The following is a 20,189-nucleotide window of genomic DNA, read 5'->3' on the forward strand; positions in this document are numbered from 1 at the left end:
CTATCTTCAGATTAAAAAAGAAATGTGAGGAACTTGTGAGAAAACAATTGATATTTTTTTAATTACTATGGTTGCGTCTGACTCACCTCCGTAATCTGAGAACTTATGAAGGTATTTTATTTGTTAACTCTCCGGCAATTTAGCAAACGCCTGTTCCACTAACTCCTTGGACTTAGCATCCAAACGCAGCCAATCCACTTCACCGAATTCATCGATTAAACTAGTATCAATATCAGCAACTTCCTTCTGTGGTGTGTATGCAAGAAAACACACTTCATAACACAGTTCCCACAAATCGATACTCGCTTCTTGCTGTTGACGCTGCAAACGTAGATGATATCCTGGATGGGGCATCGGCAGACGAGCTAGAGTTCCTCTGATTTCATCTGCTTCTTGGGGTGTTGCAGTTTCCATTGCTTGCAACAGTTCAGTCACTAATGCTTTGATTTCATCAGTGGTGCTAGGCGGCCAAATCAGGACATCATGGTAAGTCCCTGTCCAGGAAGATTCATCAAGCTGCTTGCGGATATTGTCGATAACGCGAATGAAAGCAGGTTGCATGAGGATTTCAGCCTGCTGCCATGCAACTGGATTTGTTATTTTAGGTGGCATTGGTAATAAACAGGGGCACTAAAAGAAAAATAAACAGTCTGCGTTTATTAAAAAGCTGCGTTTTTAATCTAAATCTTTTCTCAAGATAGCGGATTTCATTGAAGAAAATTTGGAGATATTTATTACCAGCTGGAAAATTAGGTAATAACTCTGGGGAGGGAATATGATAGGCAAGCTACTAGACCATCGTTACAAAGTAATTCGAGTCCTCGCGATGGGAGGATTTGGTCAAACCTACATTGCCCAAGATACTAGGCGGCCTGGCAATCCCATTTGCGTTGTCAAGCACCTCAAACCCGGAACTGACTCCAGAGTTTTTGATACTGCTAAACGCCTGTTCAGCAGCGAAGCCGAAACTTTAGAAAAATTGGGCAACCATGACCAAATACCCAGGTTGCTAGCGTATTTTGACGAAAACCAAGAATTTTATTTAGTACAAGAATATATTGAAGGACATACGCTAGCTGAGGAACTGATACCTGGTAAGCGCTGGAGTGAAAGCCAGGTAGTTCAACTGTTGCAGGAAGTTCTAGAGATTCTCGAATTTGTCCATCGCCAAGGCGTGATTCACCGCGATATCAAACCGGATAATATCATCCGCCGCGCCTCAGATAATAAGTTAGTTTTAGTAGACTTTGGGGCAGTGAAGCAACTGCGTACACAACTGGTAACAGTGGGCGGACAAGCCTCTGCCACAGTAGTTATCGGCACTCCTGGCTATATGCCCACAGAACAAGGGCAAGGTAAACCCCGTCCCAACAGCGACATCTATTCCCTTGGCATCATCGCCATTCAAGCATTAACAGGATTACAGCCAACAGAATTGCAAGAAGACCCGGAGACGGGGGAAGTTATTTGGCGGCATTCAGTAACCGTGAACCATCGACTGGCAGCAGTGTTGTCCAAGATGGTGCGTTATCACTTCAAAGACCGCTACCAAAACGCGACGGAAGCACTGCAAGCATGTAAAGACGCGATTAATCCAGTACCTGCACTTTCCGCACCTCAAGAAGTCGCCAACAATTCCAGTTACCAAGCAGCCAAATCCCAGCCTCAAGTATCTCGGCTGCAAACTGTTGCATTTGCACCAGCAAATCCTATCCCTGCCAAACCTGCGCGTAAAGACTCTAGTAAATCCGACCCCTGGCCGATATTAATTGGTATATTACTGGCGGGTGGTGCGGCTGCCTTGGTAACAAATGTATATCCCAATGTGAAAAATTTAGCTTTAAATCTTACAGGTAAGGATACGGCCTTAGCAAACAAATGCTCGGCTGTTGTCGTCGGAAATTCTAATATCCGTTCTGAACCTAGTTCGATAAATTCTAATAATATTGTGCAAACTGTTGCTAATAATACCAATTTCGAGGTGACTGGCAAGCGAACAAAAGCAGGTTGGGTAGAGATTAAACTTAAATCTGGTAGTTTGGCTTGGGCACACCCGACCGTGATAACTAATAATCAGGAATGGGGTTCTTGCCTACGTGAAAAGGGCATTGCAACTAGGATTGTAGATGATAGTAGCTTGATTGCGACTCGAACAATTTCTCAGCCAAAACCAAAAGCTAGGGATGTAGTCACTCCATTACCAGAAAAGCCGAAGGGGTCAACTGACGACGCTGAGAAATCACAAAGATCGCAGCCTAATGATAACAGTGCCAATATTGTAGAACAAGCGAAAAAGAAGTATGATTCAGGGGATATAATTGGAGCGATCGCACTTTTAAGATCGGTTCCGGCAAATGCTGCTTCTGGTATCCAAGAGACGGGCAAAATGATTGCCCAGTGGCAGGAAGATTGGGCAAAGGCGGAGGCATTATCTAATGAGATTAATAAAGCAATAGATGATGGGAAATGGGATAAAGTTTTAGATTATAGAAACCATCCAGAAAAATTGCCTAATACTCAATACTGGCGAAATAGAATAGAACCATTATTTAAACAAGCAGCCGAAAATCTGGCAAAACAGGCACTAACTGAGCTAGAAAATCAAGGTAAGCAGAAAAACACCCAACAGAAACTTCCCGATACTAACCAACCTGAAACCACACAGAGTCCCAATACCACGGAAACTCCTAAAACTGACTTTTAACAGTTATCAGTAAACACAGTTATTGCTTGTTTCCAGCTTCTTCTGATATCATGTCTGCTTGATTACTTACTAAACCCCAATAACCCCACCCCGCCAAAGCTGCGCTTTGTCTCCCCTCCCCGCTTGCGGGGCTACGGTGTACACACATCTCTTGACTAGGTGCAGAATGTGGTTTGATCCCCCTAAATCCCCCTTAAAAAGGGGGACTTTGATTCTAGTTCCCCCCTTTTCAAAGGGGGTTAGGGGGGATCGAAACGATGTGGAATAAGGTAATCAAACTTGTGTGTACACCGTAGGCTTGCGGGGAGGGGGTTGGGGGTGGGGTGTAATGCCTGTGGAAATCATAACTAATTATGCGGACATAATATGACTGGGAATGACTAAAGAAGGGCTGTCGCCTGCCGGATTCGCAACAGTAGATCAATAAATCTCGTTTCCAAGTTATACCTGGAAACGAGATTTTCAATAGGTATTTATCTGTGGTTTTATTTTCCCTATCCGTGCATTTCGTCGTATTCTTGGGCTTCAACTCGTCTTGCTTCCATCCGCGAAGCAGGCAGAAACTCAGCACGACGGACTGGAACCAAGGGCGGCGTATTTCCTTGGTAAGGGTGAATAACTTGTACAGTACGGGCTGGGCGCTGCCGTGGTGAGAACAAAGCCAATACCCCAGCGACAACAACACCACCACCAATAGTGAGAGTTGCGCCTCCCACAGCCCAAAGCACGGGTGAAGACCACCAATTATTTTGCGGCTGGAATGTTGCTGCTGATTTTTGTTGGTTAAACTGCTGGGCTTGTTCCCACTGCTGCCGAGTATTGAAATTTTGGACTTGGCCTTGGAGTTGTTGATTTTGCAACTTTAGCTGTTCATTGTCGTTTTTTAAACGCTCCAGTTGCATCTGCGTGTTCAACTTCTCCATCTCTAGGCGCTGGTCATTATTACTACCAGTCGGTGGCTGAACCTGACCGGGATACACTGGTGGCGGCGCATAAGGGTTGTAAGGAGAATACATTTGTGCTTGCTGGCATTCCCGTGCTACAGCACCTTGGATTTGTGGAGGAACAGCGAAGTTAGATTGTAGAGGGGTATTTGTTCCTTTGAGCAATACGAGAGCCGCCAGCCCAGCTACGGCCACCCCACCGATAAACGCCATACTCTCACTCATCGCCTTTGCTCCTCGATTGCGACGTAACTATAATCATTTGTAACTGACTCACTCTCACACTCATAAATTATGCCTACTTAATTTCACATAATACTCAAACTATAAGCGACTATATCAGCTAGTTTTTTTACATCATCATATCTGATGTTAATATTCAAGACCATAATGGTCAAATTGTCTACCAAACAAGGATAGAAAAACTACACTGTTATACTTTTTTAATCTACTTTCTCAGTCTAATCAAGAGAAGTATTTATGCTGGTGTTGGTCGTCTTGATGGCTGCCTTGAGACTTTGGCAAAATTGGGCGATCGCCGAAAGTCCCTGCTCTGGTGTCCCTTCTGCTAACCGTTTGACAACAGCACTACCCACGATCGCACCATCTGCGCCCCATTCCCTTACCTGACGGGCTTGTTCAGCTTCAGAGATGCCAAAGCCGACTGCGATGGGTTTATCAGTAACACTACGAATTTGTTTGAGTAAATCGGACACCCGGTTTTCCAGTTGCGATCGCACCCCTGTAACCCCAGTCACGCTGACTAAATAAATAAATCCTTGGGAAGAACGAGCGATCGCTTCTATTCGTTTAGCATCACTGGTGGGAGCAACCAACAAAATTACGTCAATTCCCATCTCACTAGATGCTTGGAGCAATCCTGCTGCTTCCTCTAAGGGCAAATCAGGTATTACCAATCCTGCAACCCCAGCCGCAGCAATTTGCTGAAGAAATTTTTCAATTCCCCGATGCAAAATTGAGTTGTAATAGATTAACAGAACAATGGGCGATCGCAATTTGGGAGTAATACCTTGCAGCATTTCCAGCACCTGCTCTAATTTCGTACCCTTTTGCAAGGCGCGAGTAGCAGCAGCTTGAATAACTGGCCCATCAGCCAGAGGATCGGAGTATGGTATACCCACTTCTATAATGTCGGCTCCACTACGATCTAGAACCTGCAAGGCTTTTGCTGTGGTTTCTAAATCTGGATCGCCAGCAGTGATAAACGGAATCAGAGCGCACTCATGATTGTGCCCAAGGGTTTCAAAGCAATCAGAAATTGCAGTCATTTTAGTCAATAGTCAGTGGTCAGTGGTCAGTGGTCAGTGGTCATTAGTCATTGGTCATTAGCTTTAGGCAAGTTACAAAGGACAAATGACAAAGAACAAATGAGACAACTGACCAATGATAACTTTACACCTGAGATTGCTCTTCTTGTTCTATTTCGGCTTGAATTCGTGCTAGTTCTTCAGGAGTAAGCTCATCTAGCCGCTTTTGCAGAAAGTCTTGCTCATATTGTTCCCGTTGTTGGTGGTAGGTCATTTTTTGTCCCACCGCACGGAAAAAATAGGTCGCTAACCAGCCAATTAATCCACTGACTAGTAAGACTTGGCTCCATATACCAGCTTTTTGATTATCCAAACCGACTAGCTGCAATCCTAGATAAGCCAAGCCGCCGGCGATAAAAACACCTAAGCCAATTCCAATAGCGTCAATCCGTCGCATGAGAGTTATGACCTACCAATTTCGTTAAACTTGAACTTGTCGCCGTTGGGGTCGGAAATTTACAAATGGCGATAGAACCAACAAACCCGGAAAGAAGAAAAACACTAAAAAGTACATCAACAAACGCTCGATGGAGCTAGCTACATACCAACGCTGCTTCAGGTAGAACAGTACAGCAATGGGGATTACCAGAAGGTAAGCTCCAGCCAAAATCAGATATAGCAGGGCGACAATCATAACTTTTTTGGTCTAAGCATCTGTTTTCCATAATAGGCTGAACAGCCAAACTGAGGGAAGTATAATCATGATGCTTTCAAGATTACTACGACAAAATTCCTTTTTTATCCAGATTGATTGATAAAAGCNNNTTTTATGCTAACATCGTAAATCTACTAGCAAATAAATGCTTTAGTTACACCAGATGGAAAACCCCTCTAGGTNNNTTACGAATAAAACTTCCGATTTGGAAGCGATCGCACAATCTAAAAAAATATTTTCAATCTAGTTGGACAAAAGACACAATTGATGGTGGAATAGATAAGGCGGTATTTGCTGCCTCCAAAAAATAGCTNAGNNNTACTAGNNNTTTACCAAACACCTGCGGGGGTGTNGGCGGAATGGTAGACGCTACGGACTTAGATAACTGAGCCTTGAAGGAGAAATCCCTCAAGTGGAAGCTCTCAAACTCAGGGAAACCTAAATCTGGTGACAGACATGGCAATCCTGAGCCAAGCCGAAGAAAGTCTGAGTCATGAGTGTTGAGTGCTGAGTAAATNNNAAACTCNNNACTCCTAACTCCTAACTCATAACTGTTCGGAAGGTGCAGAGACCCGACGGGAGCTACCCTAACGTAAAGTCGAGGGTAAAGGGAGAGTCCAATTCTTAAAACCTGATTTGGCTATAGTCATCAGGCAGCAGTGAAAACTGCGGGAGAATGAAAATCCGTTGACCGTAATAGGTCGTGTGGGTTCAAGTCCCTCCACCCCCACTAAAAATTTAAAATACCGAAAGGCTTCGGTAGAAGGCATGAGCGGGTTGTATCTAAATGTATAGATAAACCCGCTCATATCTATTTATGTATGTATGGTCTTTTCTGGTTATAAATAAGTAATTTCACTGAACTATTTGATGAAGTATTAAACAATTTGTCTTTAATACTTTATTTATAGTCCTATTTAATCAAATTTATGTAAAAAGATGACTGAATTTCTGAAGAATAGATTGATGCTCCTGTTCACCAAGGTTAAGCTGGTAATAATATGAACAGGAAGCCTTTTTGTCCTGATAACTGAAATGACCGCTAATCGTTTATCAATTACTCAGGAAAATCCCCATTATGCTACGTCTAACTCTAGTCAACTAGATGTGCAAACTGCCCAAGAGGAGGTTTATAGCTTCTTTTTGGAAATTGTCAATAAATTGCCGCCAGAGGATGTTTTACGTGAATTCAAAGGTTTATTTATAGAAGGACTTGATTCCGAATATTCTGATTATATACCTGGAATATATAGTGTTTTTCTAGATGAGCATGAGCAGGAACTATATAATACACTGAAGCGGTGCTGTTACATCATAGTTAATAATTGGAAAAGTAATCGAAAAGACAAATATATCCAAGATTTAGTTAATTTATTTGTTAATGAAAATCTGAAAATTAAGGACGATAATCCTCCAGTAGTAAAAACTTGTAAAATCTGGTTAGAGAATTTTGCCAAGAGCAAAGATTACAAGGAATTGAAATTATTTGCTACTAAATATGAAGAATCATCTAAAGGTCATTGGGCTAATCGCTACACTTCCTATTTATTGATCGATCAATCTGTTAATAATAAGAACCCTAAAGAACAACAAGAGGCTGCTAGGAGGCTTTCTAAACAGATAAAAGAGAAATTTAAGTTTGAACTTGCAATGTATATTGCTCGTTCTCAATCTGCCGTTTCAAGCACAACACGCTATAAAAATCCCAGTATTTTGGGAGATCAAGCTCTGCGCTTAATAAAAGCAATTGTTTTAAAAAGAGGTGTGTTTAGTCATGATAATATTGCCCATATATTTATTAAGCAAACTGAAAATCAAACTCTGAAAGAATTTAAAATAAACCTAGAAAAATATCTATTTTTTTCTGTAGAAAACCAAACATCAGTCGAGGCTTGGCGGCAGCAGTTTGCACATAGTTTATCCTTATGGAAAACGGATTATAATCAAGAAATTATCACTAAAGAATTTTTCTTGAGAACTTGTAATCGAGTGATTGATTACTTTACAACAGAAAATGCTAAAGAGCCTTCGGACTTATTTCTATTATTAATTAACCAAGGTCATGCTTTAACCTTGGTAATTATGTTATTAAAGATTATTTTGATTTGTAGAAATTCCCGGAGACACTTAGAAACTCGGATTGCTCATTTGATTCGTTTTTACGAAAACTATTCCGAAGAGGAATGCAAAGGGGTAATAAATTTTATCGAGATTTTTAATATCACGTTTGCCATTTATGCAGAAAATGTAGAATATAACTTGATTAAGATGGAAGAAGAGGAACAAAACAGTAATCAGCAATTAAATCTAGATGGTTATCGTGTGTTTTCCCAGATGAAGGTAGATAGACAAAAATGAGTTTTACCTGATTCATGATTTTGCAAGACGTTCATCTAACCAAGCAAGGGCAGCACCTAAAGTTTCAGCTAAAATACTAATGAGGCGATATAGAGCGATCGCACTAAATACTAAGGCAGCTGGAAAGTGGTGTCGTAAAAGTTCATACGCAGTCGCTTCAAACACACCTAATCCCCCAGGCGCACCCGGTATAACGAATCCTAACAACCAAGCGCAACTAAAAGCCCCTAACAACAAAGGAATTTGATTCGCAGTCAACGAACCCAAGGCGAACATAGTTAGTATAAACCCAGTGGCGCGTAGTCCCATAAAGCCCACTTCTCCTAACAAAGGGCGTAGGGGGTAGCTTTTAAGACTGAAGGGAACAGTAGGTTGAGTGGTAGCAGCAGACTTTTTTGCTTTTAATTTATACAAAAAGCGAATAACCGGGTTCAAAAACCAGGGATGAATCGCACCAAGGACTACAGCTAAACTGAGAAATTGTAGTACTTGTATAACAAGGGTGGTATTCGCTGCTGCAAACTGGCTACTGCATAGGACAATGATGATTAAAGCAGCTGCTAGCATGAGTAACGGTTCTAGTAAAACGCTTAAGGTAGCTGCACCTGTAGGAATATTGGCATTTTTGGCGGCGACAATTCGTCCGTAGTGATGCCAGATGTTACCTGGTAAATACTTCGCGATGTTCGTTTTTAGGTAAACCTGGATGAATTGGGGAGATGATACAGGTTGATTTAACTCTTGCAAAATCCAAGTCCAGATCCAGCCTGCCCAAGTATGAGCTAGTAAAGTTACCCCTGTAGCGATCGCCATAATTGCCCATCCTACCCCATCAATGCGGATAGCTGTCACCCCAATCCAATTATCCTTCAGAGCTTTTCCTAAAAAAAACAGCGTCCCTCCCAAAATTATCCAGCGTAAAAATTGCTTCATAAATTTAGTCATTTAATGGTATAGCAACAAAAGCTAAATACTCAAATATTATGGGACATCAGCTATATATCCAAAGCTTTTGAAGTATCAAACAGGTTGACGTAACTCTTTTGACAACAATCATATTATTTTAGTTTATATCTCTCTAGAGTTAGATAAAATTATTCCTTTTGTGCTAATTAAAATGTGACTTGCGCTAGAGGTAAAAATTATTTAATTATTAATATCATTAAATAAAGTTATTATTCGTTCTGAAAGCTTGGGATACAAAATTAATTCCAAATCTATCTTGGTTGAAGTTTAANCTAGTCACAAAAATGCAAGGAGTGAAAACTATGAAAAAAGCAATGATTTGGCTGAAAAACATTCGTCCTTTGAAAGTTTTAACTGTTTTTTTAGCAGGAATATTCCTATTTTTGACTCAGGCTTGTGGTGCTCCAGGAGTAGCATCACAGCCACCACAGCCTGGTTATCAAGCACCTAATGTCGAGCGAGCTGATTCCACTAAAGATTATCCTTTGAATTCTCCTGCTGGTGGGATGAATAACTTTAGTGATGTAGATCCTAGAGCGATAGATGAAAAGGCAGCTAATGACAGAGCTAAGGCATTAGTGAAAAATGCTCAAAAGAATATTGAGCAGAAGTCAGTTGACAGTCGAGAGCAATATGGCCGGAATCTTCAGCAAGGGACACCTCTTGGTGAAAGAGTAAAAAACCTGGGTGAAGATATCGGCAGTTCCGCTGATGAATTGCGCGAAGGGCTTGTAAAGGGGACTCAGCGAGGAATTGAAAATATCAAGGGTAATACCCAGAATGCTGCCGAAGACGTGACGAAAAATGTTCAGCGTGGGGCTGAAGATGCTGGTAAAAATGTTAAGCGCACAGCTGAAGATGCAGGCGATGCAGTGAAGGGAGCAGTCAGAAACATTGATTGAAATTAGTCTTTCAATCTTTTGCAAAAATATCAAAGCACTCACAGACTTATAGTCTGGTGCTACTAAGCAAAGCCTGTCTATGCAGGCTTTGTTTTGGTTTGAGATGGGGTTTAATTCAATACGGTTCACTTAAGGCTCAAAACTAAAACTGGCGTAGGCGTAGGTTGGGTTGAGGAACGAAACCCAACATTATCAAGGCTTTGTTGGGTAACGCTTAAGCTCAACCCAACCTACTATTCTTAACTGAACCGTGTTGGGGTTTAATTCCCTTGAATTCTATTCTATAGATACAGCACTTCCAGCTATTATGCAATACAGACCGCCAGCCAGGGAATAGAATTCCCTGTCTAATGGTGCAAGTCCTCTAGAAGAGGACTAGAAAAACTTGGGTTAAAGCACTGATAGCTATTATGCAATACAGTACAGTTTTTCTTTTTGCCCTTTTCTATCATAGCTTTCAGCTTTGAGGATGTACCTCATAGCTGCCGGAAGTGCTGTATCTCTAGAAATTAAATATGCGTTATCCAGAACCTTTGTAGAGACGTAGCACTGCTACGTCTCTACATTATTTTCATATCTCTAATGAGCCTTTTAGCTGCGTGAACGATTTTTTTGTGCTGTCGGTAATTGCCTGCAACTGCGCTGTAGTAGAGTGTAACTAATTGATAGCGCTGTGAATAAAATCCTAATTTGTTCAGCTAATCCTCAAAATAGGCAAAAATCGCCCTTGGATGACGAAGTACAGAATTATCCAACTTCTGTACAAGATTGACTCGCAACTAGAAAAGCTTTTCCACTCAAAAAGCTGAAGGAAGACAAGGTTAATAGTAATGTTAAACTCACAGACTAAACGCATCTTCATCAGCTACAAGCGTAATGCTAGCCCTGATGAACCAGTAGCGCTGCAAGTCTTCCAGGCGCTATCGCAGCAGCACAAAGTCTTTATCGACCAAACCATGTCCGTTGGCACGCGCTGGGCTGAATGTATTGAAGCAGAAATCCGCCAAGCTGATTTTTTGATTACTTTTCTTTCAGGCTTGTCAACCAGCAGCGAGATGGTGGTAGCAGAAATCGAGACAGCACATCACTTGGCAAAATCACAATCAGGACGCCCGATAATTCTCCCAGTGCGTCTGGCGTATCAAGAACCGTTCTTGTATCCCTTGAGTGCTTACTTAAATGGGATTAACTGGGCGTTCTGGAAAGATGCAGAAGATACGCCGCGCCTGATTGCAGAGTTGTTGCAGGCTGTCTCTGGCGGTGCATTGGCTATCAGTGAAGAAAAATCGAAAGCAGACTTACTCCAGATGAGTCAGCCGTCACCTCTACCTCATCCCTTTCCTTCAGCACAGCCTGTCTCGCTGGAAATGCCGGAAGGAACAATGGAATCGCAATCTGCTTTTTACGTGGAACGCTCATCTGATGCACTTACTTTAGAGACTATTGAGCGGCAGGGTGTGACAATTACAATTAAAGGCCCCCGGCAAATGGGCAAAAGTTCCTTGTTAATCCGCACGATTCATACTGCTGTGAATGCTCTTAAGCGGGTTGCTTTGCTGGATTTCCAATTGTTTGATAAAGCCGCCTTAACTAATGCTGACCTTTTCTTTCGCCAGTTCTGTACTTGGTTAACTGATGAACTGGAAATGACTGACAAAGTTGATGAGTATTGGAATATGCCTTTGGGCAATAGTCAGCGTTGCACCCGCTATGTCGGACGCTATTTGCTGAAAGAATTTGGCAACCCCATTGTTTTAGCGATGGATGAAGTTGAAAGGGTCTTTGATACAGATTTTCGCTCTGATTTCTTTGGAATGCTGCGAAGCTGGCACAATAGCCGCGCCACCACTCCCATCTGGAAGCAACTGGATTTAGCGCTGGTTACTTCCACCGAACCCTACCAGCTAATTGATAATCTCAACCAATCGCCCTTTAATGTTGGGCTAGTAATTGATTTGGAAGATTTTACAGCAGCACAGGTTGCTGATTTAAACCGCCGTCATGGTTCACCTTTTAACGCCAGCGAAGAAAAGCAATTAATAGCGTTGCTCGGTGGACATCCTTATTTAGTAAGGCTTGCACTTTACTCAGTTGCTAGCGATCGCCTCTATCCTACCGAATTATTTGCCAATGCGATCGCAGATAATGGCCCCTTTGGCAATCATCTGCGTAACCACCTTTTCCGGCTGCATAATAAACAGGAGTTGGTTCAGGGTATGTTCCAAGTAATTCACCAGAATACCTGTGAAGATGAGCGCATCTTTTTCCGCTTGCGGGGTGCAGGTTTAGTGCGCCGGGAAGGGCGTGTAGTGTTTCCCCGTTGTCAACTTTACACCGATTATTTCCGGGAGCATCTGCGTGGCTAATCCAACCATTTACACTGTAGGCGGGACTGTACAAGCTGGCGGTGGCATTTACATTTCCCGCCAAGCTGATGAGGAACTTTTAGCACTGTGCCGTGCCCGAACTTTCGCTTATATTCTTGCTCCACGGCAGGTAGGCAAGTCCAGCTTAATGGTGCGGACTGCCGAACAACTAGCTGATGAAGGTATCCAATCGGTAATTATCGATCTGACTCAGTTGGGGGTACAGGTTACTGCTGAAGAATGGTATCTAGGTTTGCTCACAATCATTGCCGATCAACTGATGCTCGATACCGATGTTCTTGAGTGGTGGCAATCTCTTAGGCATTTGGGCATTACTCAACGCTTAACTAGGTTTTTTGAAGAAATTTTGCTGGTTGAAATTGCCATACCTTTGGTGATTTTCGTTGATGAAATCGACACAACTCTCAGCCTTGACTTCACCGATGACTTTTTTGCGGCTATTCGATATCTCTACAATGGGCGTGCCCGTATACCTAAATTTCAGCGTCTCTCTTTTGTCCTTATCGGCGTAGCAACACCAGGCGATTTAATCCGCGACTCCAAGCGGACGCCCTTCAATATTGGACAGCGCGTAGAGTTAACCGACTTTAACTTAGAGGAAGCACTAGCTCTTGCTGATGGACTGGGTTTACCACTAGAACAGTCACAGCAGACGCTCAAGTGGGTACTGAAGTGGACAGGAGGACATCCCTATCTAACGCAGCGTCTCTGCCGCGCCATAACAGAGCAAGACAATAACAATTGGTCTCAAGCCGAAGTTGACCGCGTTGTAAATAGCACGTTCTTTGGTGCAATGAGTAAGCAAGACAATAACTTACAGTTTGTGCGGGATATGCTTACTAAACGAGCACCCGATCTGTTCGCTGTCTTAACTACCTACAGCGATATCCGCCGTGGGAAGCGTATTATCTTGGATGAGGAACAGTCCTTAGTCAAGTCTCACCTCAAACTCTCAGGTATTATCGTGCGCCGTGAACACGCTAGCTTGTGTGTACGCAATTTGATCTACAGGAAAGTATTTGATGACAGGTGGCTTAAAGAACATCTGCCAGTTAAGTTGAAAATGTTGACAGTTCAGACAGTGGTTCTTACAAGTATAGCTGTAGCGTTTCTGACTTTAAGTATACGTGAACTAAAATGGTTACAGCCTTGGGAGTTAAGAGTTTATGACCAGATGTTGCGATCGCGTCCGGCAGAAGCACCCGATCGGCGGATTGTGCTAGTTAAAATTACTGATAAAGATATCAAACGAGAGAAATGGCCTCTATCAGATCGGACAATCAATCAGCTATTAAAGAAAATAGAGTCTTATCAACCGCGAATTGTTGGTTTATATCTTTTCCGACCAGAAGACAATAATTTGGCGGCTAATCTCCAAAATCAAGACAACATTGTCACTACGTGTTTGTTCAGCAGCTTGGATAGAGATGAAATTCCCCCGCCACCCAACTTTCCTATAGATAATGTTGGGTTTAGCGATGTGGTTGCTGATAATGAAAACGACCAAATTCTCCGCCGTACTTTATTATTTGCTAACTCTACAGATAAGAGATGTACAACATCATTTGCATTTGGTGCGCTAATAGCAATTAATTATCTGGAAAAACAAGGCATTCAATACGATTTCACTAAGGAAGGAAATTTTAAGTTAGGTAAAATCCTGTTCCCGCCTTTACAACCTAATTCCGGTAGCTACAAACATTTGGATGCTGCTGGCTATCAAATATTATTAAATTACCGTCACCCCAATAGCCTCGCCGACCAAGTAACCCTTACAGATGTTCTTAGTGGTCGAGTCAACCCCAGTTTATTCAAAGACCGTCTGGTAATTATTGGCACTACAGCGGCTAATCTCCCTCCAGGTGGCTTTTATACGCCCTACAGTGCTTTGCGAGATCAACCAGCTAGAATGCCTGCTCTGTTTATTCATGCACAGATAGCAAGTCAACTCATCAGCACAGTGTTAGATGGGCGACCCTTGATTTGGTATTGGCCCGACTGGGCGGAATTTCTTTGGGTATGGGGCTGGTCGCTGTTAGGTGGTGTTTTAGTATGGCGGTGGCAAAATCCGCTGCTTTTGCTAGTGGTGGCAGGAATAACTCTATTTGGCTTAGTAGTAATCTCCGTTGCTTTATTTTTGCAAGCTGGATGGGTGCCATTAGTTCCGTCAGCGTTGGCATTGGTGGTTACAAGTGGGAGTGTAGTATCCCAGAGGACTATCTCAGAAACGCAATAACTAGGTTGTTTTTTTATTAGGCTCCAAGTTGCCGAATTTGAGTCGAGTGATGTTGTGTAGGCATAGCCCGTTGTAAACATCGCTCTTGCCGTAATCTTAATACACTGCGATCGCCTCTATTATTTCAAATAATGGTGCGTCACTGAATATCCTGTCGTAGCGATCGCTCTTGCTGTAATCTGAGAAACTGCGATCGCAATTAAGTTAGAGAAAGTGCGATCGCCTAGTTATAAGCTACAAATACTTCTGCAACAATAACCCTAACTTTTCCTTCGTCGCTGCGGGTGCTTTATCCAACTGAGTCAAAATCGCATACTGCAACGCCGAATGCGCCTCACTGGTTGGCGGATTTTCACTCAAGCGTCGCACAGTTTCTTGAATCACCTTTTGAGCATTCACAGCATTCCGCAGCAAATTGCCAATCACCATCTCCACTGTCACACTGTCATGGTCTGGATGCCAACAATCATAATCTGTCACCAGCGCTAAAGTTGAGTATGCAATTTCCGCTTCCCTTGCCAACTTCGCCTCTGGTAAATTCGTCATCCCAATGATTGTTGCACCCCAACTGCGATAAAGATTCGATTCTGCCTTAGTGGAAAAAGCTGGCCCTTCCATGCACACATAAGTGCCGCCGCGATGGAGAGTAACTTCTGGTAAATTGAGAGATGCGATCGCATCTGCCAACACACTAGCCAAATTCTTACAAATCGGATCGCCAAAAGCAATGTGAGCCACAATTCCCTCACCGAAAAACGTTGAAATCCGATTTTTTGTTCTATCAATAAACTGATCTGGCACCACCATATCAAGTGGTTTCGCCTCTTCCTTCAAGGAACCCACAGCACTAGCTGAAATTAAATACTTTACACCCAATTGCTTCATCGCATAGATATTAGCGCGAAACGGTAACTCAGAGGGTAAAAGCGTGTGATTGCGGCCATGACGCGCTAAAAAGGCTACCCGTGTACCATCCAAAGTCCCCAGAATCAAAGCATCAGAAGGTGAACCAAAAGGAGTCTCAATTTGCACCTCTTCAACATCTTTGAGGGCATCCATTTTGTAAAGACCGCTACCACCTATAATCCCAATACTAGCTTGAGCCATGATTCTGAACCGTTCTTTGCCGATNNNCTCAGTTATTTTATCGAAAAGGGGAGTAGCAGAAAACAAAGTGATGTCTACGATGAGATATGCGACGCCGAATAGCCCGCACTTCAGCAAGCTCAGTGACCACACTTCGGCAAGCTCAGTGACCATCGTAGACATCGCATTTTGTGCCGCTAACACTATTGAATTATTACCCATTCATTATTTATTCAGTTACAGATAGCAGCGATCGCCCAATTATTCGAGCATTAATTAATAATTTTTAGCAATCAAATTTCCGATAATTTTTGGAAATTAAATGCTTATGATTAACCCTTAAATCAATTGTCACCATAGTGTATAATCGATGCTTTCTGTATACAAATGTTAATTAGACGCACTCCTACGCACGGAAACAAAGCAAGCGTTATACTTTTGGGAAAAGGCTTATTTTAACCCCTGCTTTTAACATTTTCATAAATCAATGACTCTCAATTTTCGCTTTGCGGTAGTCAGCGACTTACACCTGGCACTTCCTCACACAATCTGGGATCATCCTAGCCGCTTTCATCTGGTAGAAGTAAGTATCTCAGCATTTAAAAGTGTACTAGAACATTTAACACAACTCGATTTAGATTTCTTGTTGTTGCCAGGAGATTTAACCCAGCACGGCGAACCAGAGAATCACGCCTGGTTGCAACAATGTTTAGCCCAGCTACCTTTTCCTGTCTATGTTGTTCCTGGCAATCATGACGTTCCTGTGCTGTTGGCCGATCGGCAATCAATTGCTTTTGCAGATTTTCCCTACTATTACACGAAGTTTGGCTATGACGATCCACAGCAGATTTACTACATTCGTCAGTTATTGCCTGGAGTTAAGCTGATTGGACTGAATTCTAACTCCTTTAATGACCAGGGTGAGCAAGTGGGATCTTTAGATGCCAAACAGCTACGGTGGTTAGAAGAGGTGCTGGCGGCATCTGTTGATGAATTAGTTTTGGTGATGGTGCATCATAATGTAGTGGAACATTTGCCTAATCAATCGAACCATCCACTGGCAAATCGTTATATGTTGTCCAATTCAGCAGAACTATTGCAGCTGCTGAGGCGCTACGGAGTTAAGTTAGTATTTACGGGGCATTTGCACGTCCAGGATATTGCTTACTCAGATGGGGTATATGATATTACCACTGGTTCATTAGTGAGCTATCCTCACCCTTATCGAGTGCTAGAGTTTCATCGGGATAACCAAGGTAAAGAATCGTTGCAAATTTTATCCCATCGCGTAGAGTCAGTGCCTGAGTTCCCCAACTTGCAACAGTCATCACGGCAGTGGATGGGCGATCGCTCTTTCCCTTTCCTAATCAAGCTGCTAACTCACTCTCCATTAAACTTACCGTTATCACAGGCAAAAAAAATAGCTCCTGGTTTGCGCGATTTCTGGGCAACTATTGCCGATGGGGATGCAGTGTTAGATTATCCTCATTTTCCCCCAGAAGTGCGGCGCTATATTCAGACATATAGTGCATCACAGTCTAACTCAGCGATCGCCACTGCTGGAGGTTTGACCATGATTGATAATAACAGTACACTTTTGCTGAATAGGAGTTAGGACTTAGGAGTTAGGAGTTAGGAGTTAGAAGGTGATTCAATACTCATTACTCAATACTCATTACTCATTACTGATTTTGGCGACAAATTCCAAATGCTGAAGTGTAGGCGTGTAAGAAGGTTCTGCCACCAACAGGGCCGATTTCACCGCCACAGAAAAAGCCACCTACAGGAATATCTTTAAGGTAGCGCTGAAATAGTTCAGAATCAAAGTTGGGTTTACCATAAAGTCCTTCACCTCGTCCCAGACAGGAGAACATTAAAGCAGCTACAGCAGAGGGTTCAGATTCTCGTTGGTGTTGATAACTTTGGAGGAGTAATTCTAGGTCTTCAGCAGAGGCTTGGGCATCGCGGAGGTGGAATTGCAGCCTTTGTCCTGGACGGACGCGATCGCCAATTGCGATCGCCCCAGCATTTGGATCGACCCCAAGAATACCACGAATTAAAAAGTCTCCTTGCTGCAAAGCCAGCTTAAACTCATCCATTGCCACACCAACAAACAGAGAATGCTGTGCTAAAATCCGTTCTTCTTCGCTGAGACTAGCAATCAAATCTCGCAATACCACTAAAGGTACTTTCTCATCTAACTCTAAAATGATGTTGCGATCGGCTTTTGTAACTTGCAATGGCTTGCCAATTGGTCGGCATCCTTGGGCGACAATCGTTTCCAAAACAATATTGCCAGTCAAAGCTATACCAACAGTGCCCTCGCGATATAAGTTTTGCTGTTCCTCACCGTTAGTATCGTTACAAAAAAGGGCAACACGACCACCCATACCTCCACCACTAGCCTGTCCCCCCACGATCGCCGATCCTGGATAAGCAAAATCCAGCCCCTGCAACAAATCGTTGATTCCAGAGGCGAAAGAACTAGACAGCAAGATGAACTGCGGTGTCGGTGATGGTGGGACACCGATCAAATCAAGCCAAGCATCTGGTGAACTATCTAAGTCAGGTAATTCTTCAGCAACAATATGAAAAACTTGAATTTTCACTCCTGGAAGGTGTGCTAAAGTCAAGCTAATAGCTGGTTCAGACTCCAGTTCTTGCGTTTCTCCGCTAACTGTCGTCCCAATTACACCACCACCACTACAGCCAATTAGCACAGGCACAGAAAGTTTTTCAGCTAACAAGGGTAATAGTCGGGAATACTCACTCGTAAAAGCAGACGAAATGAATACCAGTCCTAAATCCGCAGGTGCTGTTAACGATGAAACAGCTCGTTCCACCACATCTGTAACAGCGGCTTCCAGAGAATGACGGGTTGATAGGGCATTTGCCCACTGCATTTGGTCTGCCATGAGTTTTGAGCTTCTTTCTCTTTTTAGGCTAGTAGATTTTGACTTTTTATTTTGGGAAGAATTGCATCTTACAAGAATTGATGCCAGCCCTTTGTCTCCTCCATCCCAAGAAGTTGGGGTTGTCATTCCCTAATATAGGCATCTAAATATATTGTATGATTATTTATCTATGGTACTAATTCCACAAAATCTTAAAAAATAAAGGTAAATGTATTATAGATACGGTATCTTGCTGTATAGGTTATAAATCAATAGACTAAAACACTAACTTATGATCGACTAAATGGTTAGAATGGTTAGTAATCAAGCGAAAAACTGCCATTTCTGAACATTTTCTATACTAGTATTAACAACACACAACGAGACTAAAGCTAATGACCAACATCCAAGAAACAGCAAAAGGCGACATCCAAGAGAAAATCCAAGAAGAAGTGGAACAAGCGCGTACTGTCTGTGATATTAACGGTAGCAACTCACCAGAGTGTGCTGCTGCTTGGGATGCAGTAGAAGAATTGCAAGCCGAAGCTTCCCACAAACGCCAAAGCAAGCCAAAAAATTCTCTAGAACAGTATTGTGATGACAACCCAGATGCAATTGAATGCCGGGTTTATGACGACTAGAAATTGAGGCAACTGGATTTTCTGTTGTTTGGTCAGCAAAAACCAGCATTGACTAAAGAAGACGCCTAGAGTGGAGGACGCAGGAACTCACCAATGTCCTTCACTTCCAAGCGTTTATTTAGAGCTAACAATTTTACTCGTGAAAACAAAAAATAAATTCCTTATTTCAATCAATAGACTTCTTCCAAAGGCATAAGTTGCGATTTTCATAAATTAAACAACCAATTAATTGGCACTAGGGGCGTACAGATGTACGCCCCTATAAATTTTTTGTAATACTCGTGACTTCTAGTCATACGAGGTTCAATAAACTATTATCAAGAAGAATTCAGGATGAATGGGAGTTCGACTGACTCCTGAATAAAAGGGTTTAATACCCCTGCCTTATTTAGCAGTCTACAATCAAATAATGGTATAAAATCACACTTGATTTATTGTTTGGACTCCTGACTTCTTTTTTATCTATTGTTTGAGAAAAAATATGGACTATGATATTTGGTTTCGACCTTTCGTCTGGATTGATTACCGACTGGCAGTATTATTCCTAGTAATTATTCCGCTAATTCTTCTGATTTGGGCATTTGTACAAAAAGCAGAAGGCATACAACGCTTATTGGCTATATACTGGCGAGTATCAAGCTTGGTGGCAATCACGATTTACTTAATGATTGCCCAGTATCCAGTTAGCTTTATCTCTGGGTTGATAGCTCAGATTTTGATCCCGATTTCGTTGTGGTTCTGGGTAGATATCAACGATGAAATTGAGTATCAAACCAGTGGTTCTTTAAAATTGATTTTTACCTCTTGGCGCTGGGCGACAACTGTTTATTGTTTTTTGGGCGCACTAGCATTTATACCTTTTTTGGGTTGTGCTTTTTCTGGCAATATGCTCAAGACTCCCTATTGTCGTGTCTGGTTCGAGGCTCCGTTACTATTCAAAGAATATTTTCATGCTAACAGCAAGGCTGAGTTCTTAGGTTTTCTTGGTATAACTAGTTTAGTCATTTATGTGGTTTACTTGAGCTATTTTGTTTTGATTAAGCTAGGCAAACAGGGACGTTCAGCCACACCACAGTAACCATCGTTGC

At 42.4% G+C, this 20,189-nt stretch carries 16 protein-coding genes; 8 read left to right on the forward strand and 8 right to left on the reverse strand.

Going from position 1 to position 20,189, the window contains the following annotated elements:
* Positions 1 to 123 precede the first annotated feature (123 nt).
* A complete protein-coding gene (locus tag QUD05_RS18690; RefSeq protein ID WP_289797387.1) occupies positions 124 to 612 on the reverse strand; it encodes a hypothetical protein in 489 nt (162 codons plus the stop codon).
* Positions 613 to 775: 163 nt separating this feature from the next.
* On the opposite strand from QUD05_RS18690, the gene QUD05_RS18695 reads away from it, so the two are divergent.
* The gene (locus QUD05_RS18695; RefSeq protein ID WP_289797388.1) at positions 776 to 2,704 is read left to right on the forward strand and encodes a serine/threonine protein kinase; all 1,929 of its coding nucleotides are present in this window, start codon (positions 776 to 778) and stop codon (positions 2,702 to 2,704) included.
* Positions 2,705 to 3,198: 494 nt separating this feature from the next.
* Here QUD05_RS18695 and QUD05_RS18700 read toward each other — a convergent pair whose 3' ends face one another.
* From QUD05_RS18700 to ndhL, 4 genes are all read right to left on the reverse strand, one after another.
* Complete coding sequence (locus QUD05_RS18700) at positions 3,199 to 3,873, reverse strand: heterocyst differentiation related protein (protein ID WP_289797389.1); 675 nt, start codon at positions 3,871 to 3,873, stop codon at positions 3,199 to 3,201.
* Between the two features lie 236 nt (positions 3,874 to 4,109).
* Complete coding sequence (gene trpA / locus QUD05_RS18705) at positions 4,110 to 4,937, reverse strand: tryptophan synthase subunit alpha (RefSeq protein ID WP_289797390.1); 828 nt, start codon at positions 4,935 to 4,937, stop codon at positions 4,110 to 4,112.
* Between the two features lie 124 nt (positions 4,938 to 5,061).
* Positions 5,062 to 5,373 carry a DUF3007 family protein gene (locus tag QUD05_RS18710; RefSeq protein ID WP_289797391.1) on the reverse strand — a complete coding sequence of 104 codons (312 nt, stop codon included), beginning with the start codon at positions 5,371 to 5,373 and terminating at the stop codon, positions 5,062 to 5,064.
* A 24-nt stretch (positions 5,374 to 5,397) separates the two neighbouring features.
* Positions 5,398 to 5,610, reverse strand: a complete 213-nt coding sequence (ndhL, locus tag QUD05_RS18715) for an NAD(P)H-quinone oxidoreductase subunit L (protein ID WP_185581107.1) — start codon at positions 5,608 to 5,610, stop codon at positions 5,398 to 5,400.
* 1,056 nt (positions 5,611 to 6,666) lie between these two features.
* Here ndhL and QUD05_RS18720 point away from each other — a divergent pair.
* Entirely contained in the window at positions 6,667 to 7,989 is a 1,323-nt protein-coding gene (locus tag QUD05_RS18720) for a Sll1247 family protein (protein ID WP_289797392.1), read from the forward strand.
* Positions 7,990 to 8,001: 12 nt separating this feature from the next.
* Here the strand turns inward: QUD05_RS18720 and QUD05_RS18725 are convergent, their stop codons facing one another.
* Positions 8,002 to 8,922, reverse strand: a complete 921-nt coding sequence (locus tag QUD05_RS18725) for a lysylphosphatidylglycerol synthase domain-containing protein (RefSeq protein WP_289797393.1) — start codon at positions 8,920 to 8,922, stop codon at positions 8,002 to 8,004.
* Between the two features lie 335 nt (positions 8,923 to 9,257).
* On the opposite strand from QUD05_RS18725, the gene QUD05_RS18730 reads away from it, so the two are divergent.
* The 3 genes from QUD05_RS18730 to QUD05_RS18740 all read left to right on the forward strand — a co-directional run bounded on the left by QUD05_RS18730 (position 9,258) and on the right by QUD05_RS18740 (position 14,480).
* Positions 9,258 to 9,857 (forward strand): hypothetical protein, encoded by a 600-nt coding sequence (locus QUD05_RS18730; protein WP_289797394.1) that lies wholly within the window; start codon positions 9,258 to 9,260, stop codon positions 9,855 to 9,857.
* A gap of 830 nt (positions 9,858 to 10,687) precedes the next feature.
* Positions 10,688 to 12,223, forward strand: coding sequence for an AAA-like domain-containing protein (locus tag QUD05_RS18735; protein ID WP_289797395.1), 1,536 nt, complete (start codon positions 10,688 to 10,690; stop codon positions 12,221 to 12,223).
* Positions 12,216 to 14,480, forward strand: coding sequence for a CHASE2 domain-containing protein (locus QUD05_RS18740; RefSeq protein WP_289797396.1), 2,265 nt, complete (start codon positions 12,216 to 12,218; stop codon positions 14,478 to 14,480). The genes QUD05_RS18735 and QUD05_RS18740 overlap by 8 nt, the downstream gene beginning before the upstream one ends.
* A gap of 234 nt (positions 14,481 to 14,714) precedes the next feature.
* Here QUD05_RS18740 and QUD05_RS18745 read toward each other — a convergent pair whose 3' ends face one another.
* Positions 14,715 to 15,587 carry an S-methyl-5'-thioadenosine phosphorylase gene (locus tag QUD05_RS18745; RefSeq protein WP_289800008.1) on the reverse strand — a complete coding sequence of 291 codons (873 nt, stop codon included), beginning with the start codon at positions 15,585 to 15,587 and terminating at the stop codon, positions 14,715 to 14,717.
* Between the two features lie 466 nt (positions 15,588 to 16,053).
* Between QUD05_RS18745 and QUD05_RS18750 the strand changes: the two genes are divergently transcribed.
* Entirely contained in the window at positions 16,054 to 17,181 is a 1,128-nt protein-coding gene (locus tag QUD05_RS18750; protein WP_289797397.1) for a metallophosphoesterase family protein, read from the forward strand.
* A 67-nt stretch (positions 17,182 to 17,248) separates the two neighbouring features.
* Here QUD05_RS18750 and QUD05_RS18755 read toward each other — a convergent pair whose 3' ends face one another.
* Positions 17,249 to 18,481: an FIST signal transduction protein gene (locus QUD05_RS18755; protein WP_289797398.1), complete on the reverse strand. Its 1,233-nt coding sequence runs from the start codon at positions 18,479 to 18,481 to the stop codon at positions 17,249 to 17,251.
* 374 nt (positions 18,482 to 18,855) lie between these two features.
* Between QUD05_RS18755 and QUD05_RS18760 the strand changes: the two genes are divergently transcribed.
* Positions 18,856 to 19,101, forward strand: a complete 246-nt coding sequence (locus tag QUD05_RS18760; protein WP_069074399.1) for a Calvin cycle protein CP12 — start codon at positions 18,856 to 18,858, stop codon at positions 19,099 to 19,101.
* 481 nt (positions 19,102 to 19,582) lie between these two features.
* Positions 19,583 to 20,179 carry a DUF3177 family protein gene (locus QUD05_RS18765; RefSeq protein WP_289797399.1) on the forward strand — a complete coding sequence of 199 codons (597 nt, stop codon included), beginning with the start codon at positions 19,583 to 19,585 and terminating at the stop codon, positions 20,177 to 20,179.
* Positions 20,180 to 20,189 lie beyond the last annotated feature (10 nt).

Source organism: Nostoc sp. GT001, assembly GCF_030382115.1.
Taxonomy (GTDB): Bacteria; Cyanobacteriota; Cyanobacteriia; order Cyanobacteriales; family Nostocaceae; genus Nostoc.

What these genes read in the sequence shown, in the direction of transcription:
- QUD05_RS18690 (WP_289797387.1), bottom strand. Translation starts at nt 612, where the DNA reads ATGCCACCTAAAATAACAAATCCAGTTGCATGGCAGCAGGCTGAAATC.
- QUD05_RS18695 (WP_289797388.1), top strand. Translation starts at nt 776, where the DNA reads ATGATAGGCAAGCTACTAGACCATCGTTACAAAGTAATTCGAGTCCTC.
- QUD05_RS18700 (WP_289797389.1), bottom strand. Translation starts at nt 3,873, where the DNA reads ATGAGTGAGAGTATGGCGTTTATCGGTGGGGTGGCCGTAGCTGGGCTG.
- trpA (WP_289797390.1), bottom strand. Translation starts at nt 4,937, where the DNA reads ATGACTGCAATTTCTGATTGCTTTGAAACCCTTGGGCACAATCATGAG.
- QUD05_RS18710 (WP_289797391.1), bottom strand. Translation starts at nt 5,373, where the DNA reads ATGCGACGGATTGACGCTATTGGAATTGGCTTAGGTGTTTTTATCGCC.
- ndhL (WP_185581107.1), bottom strand. Translation starts at nt 5,610, where the DNA reads ATGATTGTCGCCCTGCTATATCTGATTTTGGCTGGAGCTTACCTTCTG.
- QUD05_RS18720 (WP_289797392.1), top strand. Translation starts at nt 6,667, where the DNA reads ATGACCGCTAATCGTTTATCAATTACTCAGGAAAATCCCCATTATGCT.
- QUD05_RS18725 (WP_289797393.1), bottom strand. Translation starts at nt 8,922, where the DNA reads ATGAAGCAATTTTTACGCTGGATAATTTTGGGAGGGACGCTGTTTTTT.
- QUD05_RS18730 (WP_289797394.1), top strand. Translation starts at nt 9,258, where the DNA reads ATGAAAAAAGCAATGATTTGGCTGAAAAACATTCGTCCTTTGAAAGTT.
- QUD05_RS18735 (WP_289797395.1), top strand. Translation starts at nt 10,688, where the DNA reads ATGTTAAACTCACAGACTAAACGCATCTTCATCAGCTACAAGCGTAAT.
- QUD05_RS18745 (WP_289800008.1), bottom strand. Translation starts at nt 15,587, where the DNA reads ATGGCTCAAGCTAGTATTGGGATTATAGGTGGTAGCGGTCTTTACAAA.
- QUD05_RS18750 (WP_289797397.1), top strand. Translation starts at nt 16,054, where the DNA reads ATGACTCTCAATTTTCGCTTTGCGGTAGTCAGCGACTTACACCTGGCA.
- QUD05_RS18755 (WP_289797398.1), bottom strand. Translation starts at nt 18,481, where the DNA reads ATGGCAGACCAAATGCAGTGGGCAAATGCCCTATCAACCCGTCATTCT.
- QUD05_RS18760 (WP_069074399.1), top strand. Translation starts at nt 18,856, where the DNA reads ATGACCAACATCCAAGAAACAGCAAAAGGCGACATCCAAGAGAAAATC.
- QUD05_RS18765 (WP_289797399.1), top strand. Translation starts at nt 19,583, where the DNA reads ATGGACTATGATATTTGGTTTCGACCTTTCGTCTGGATTGATTACCGA.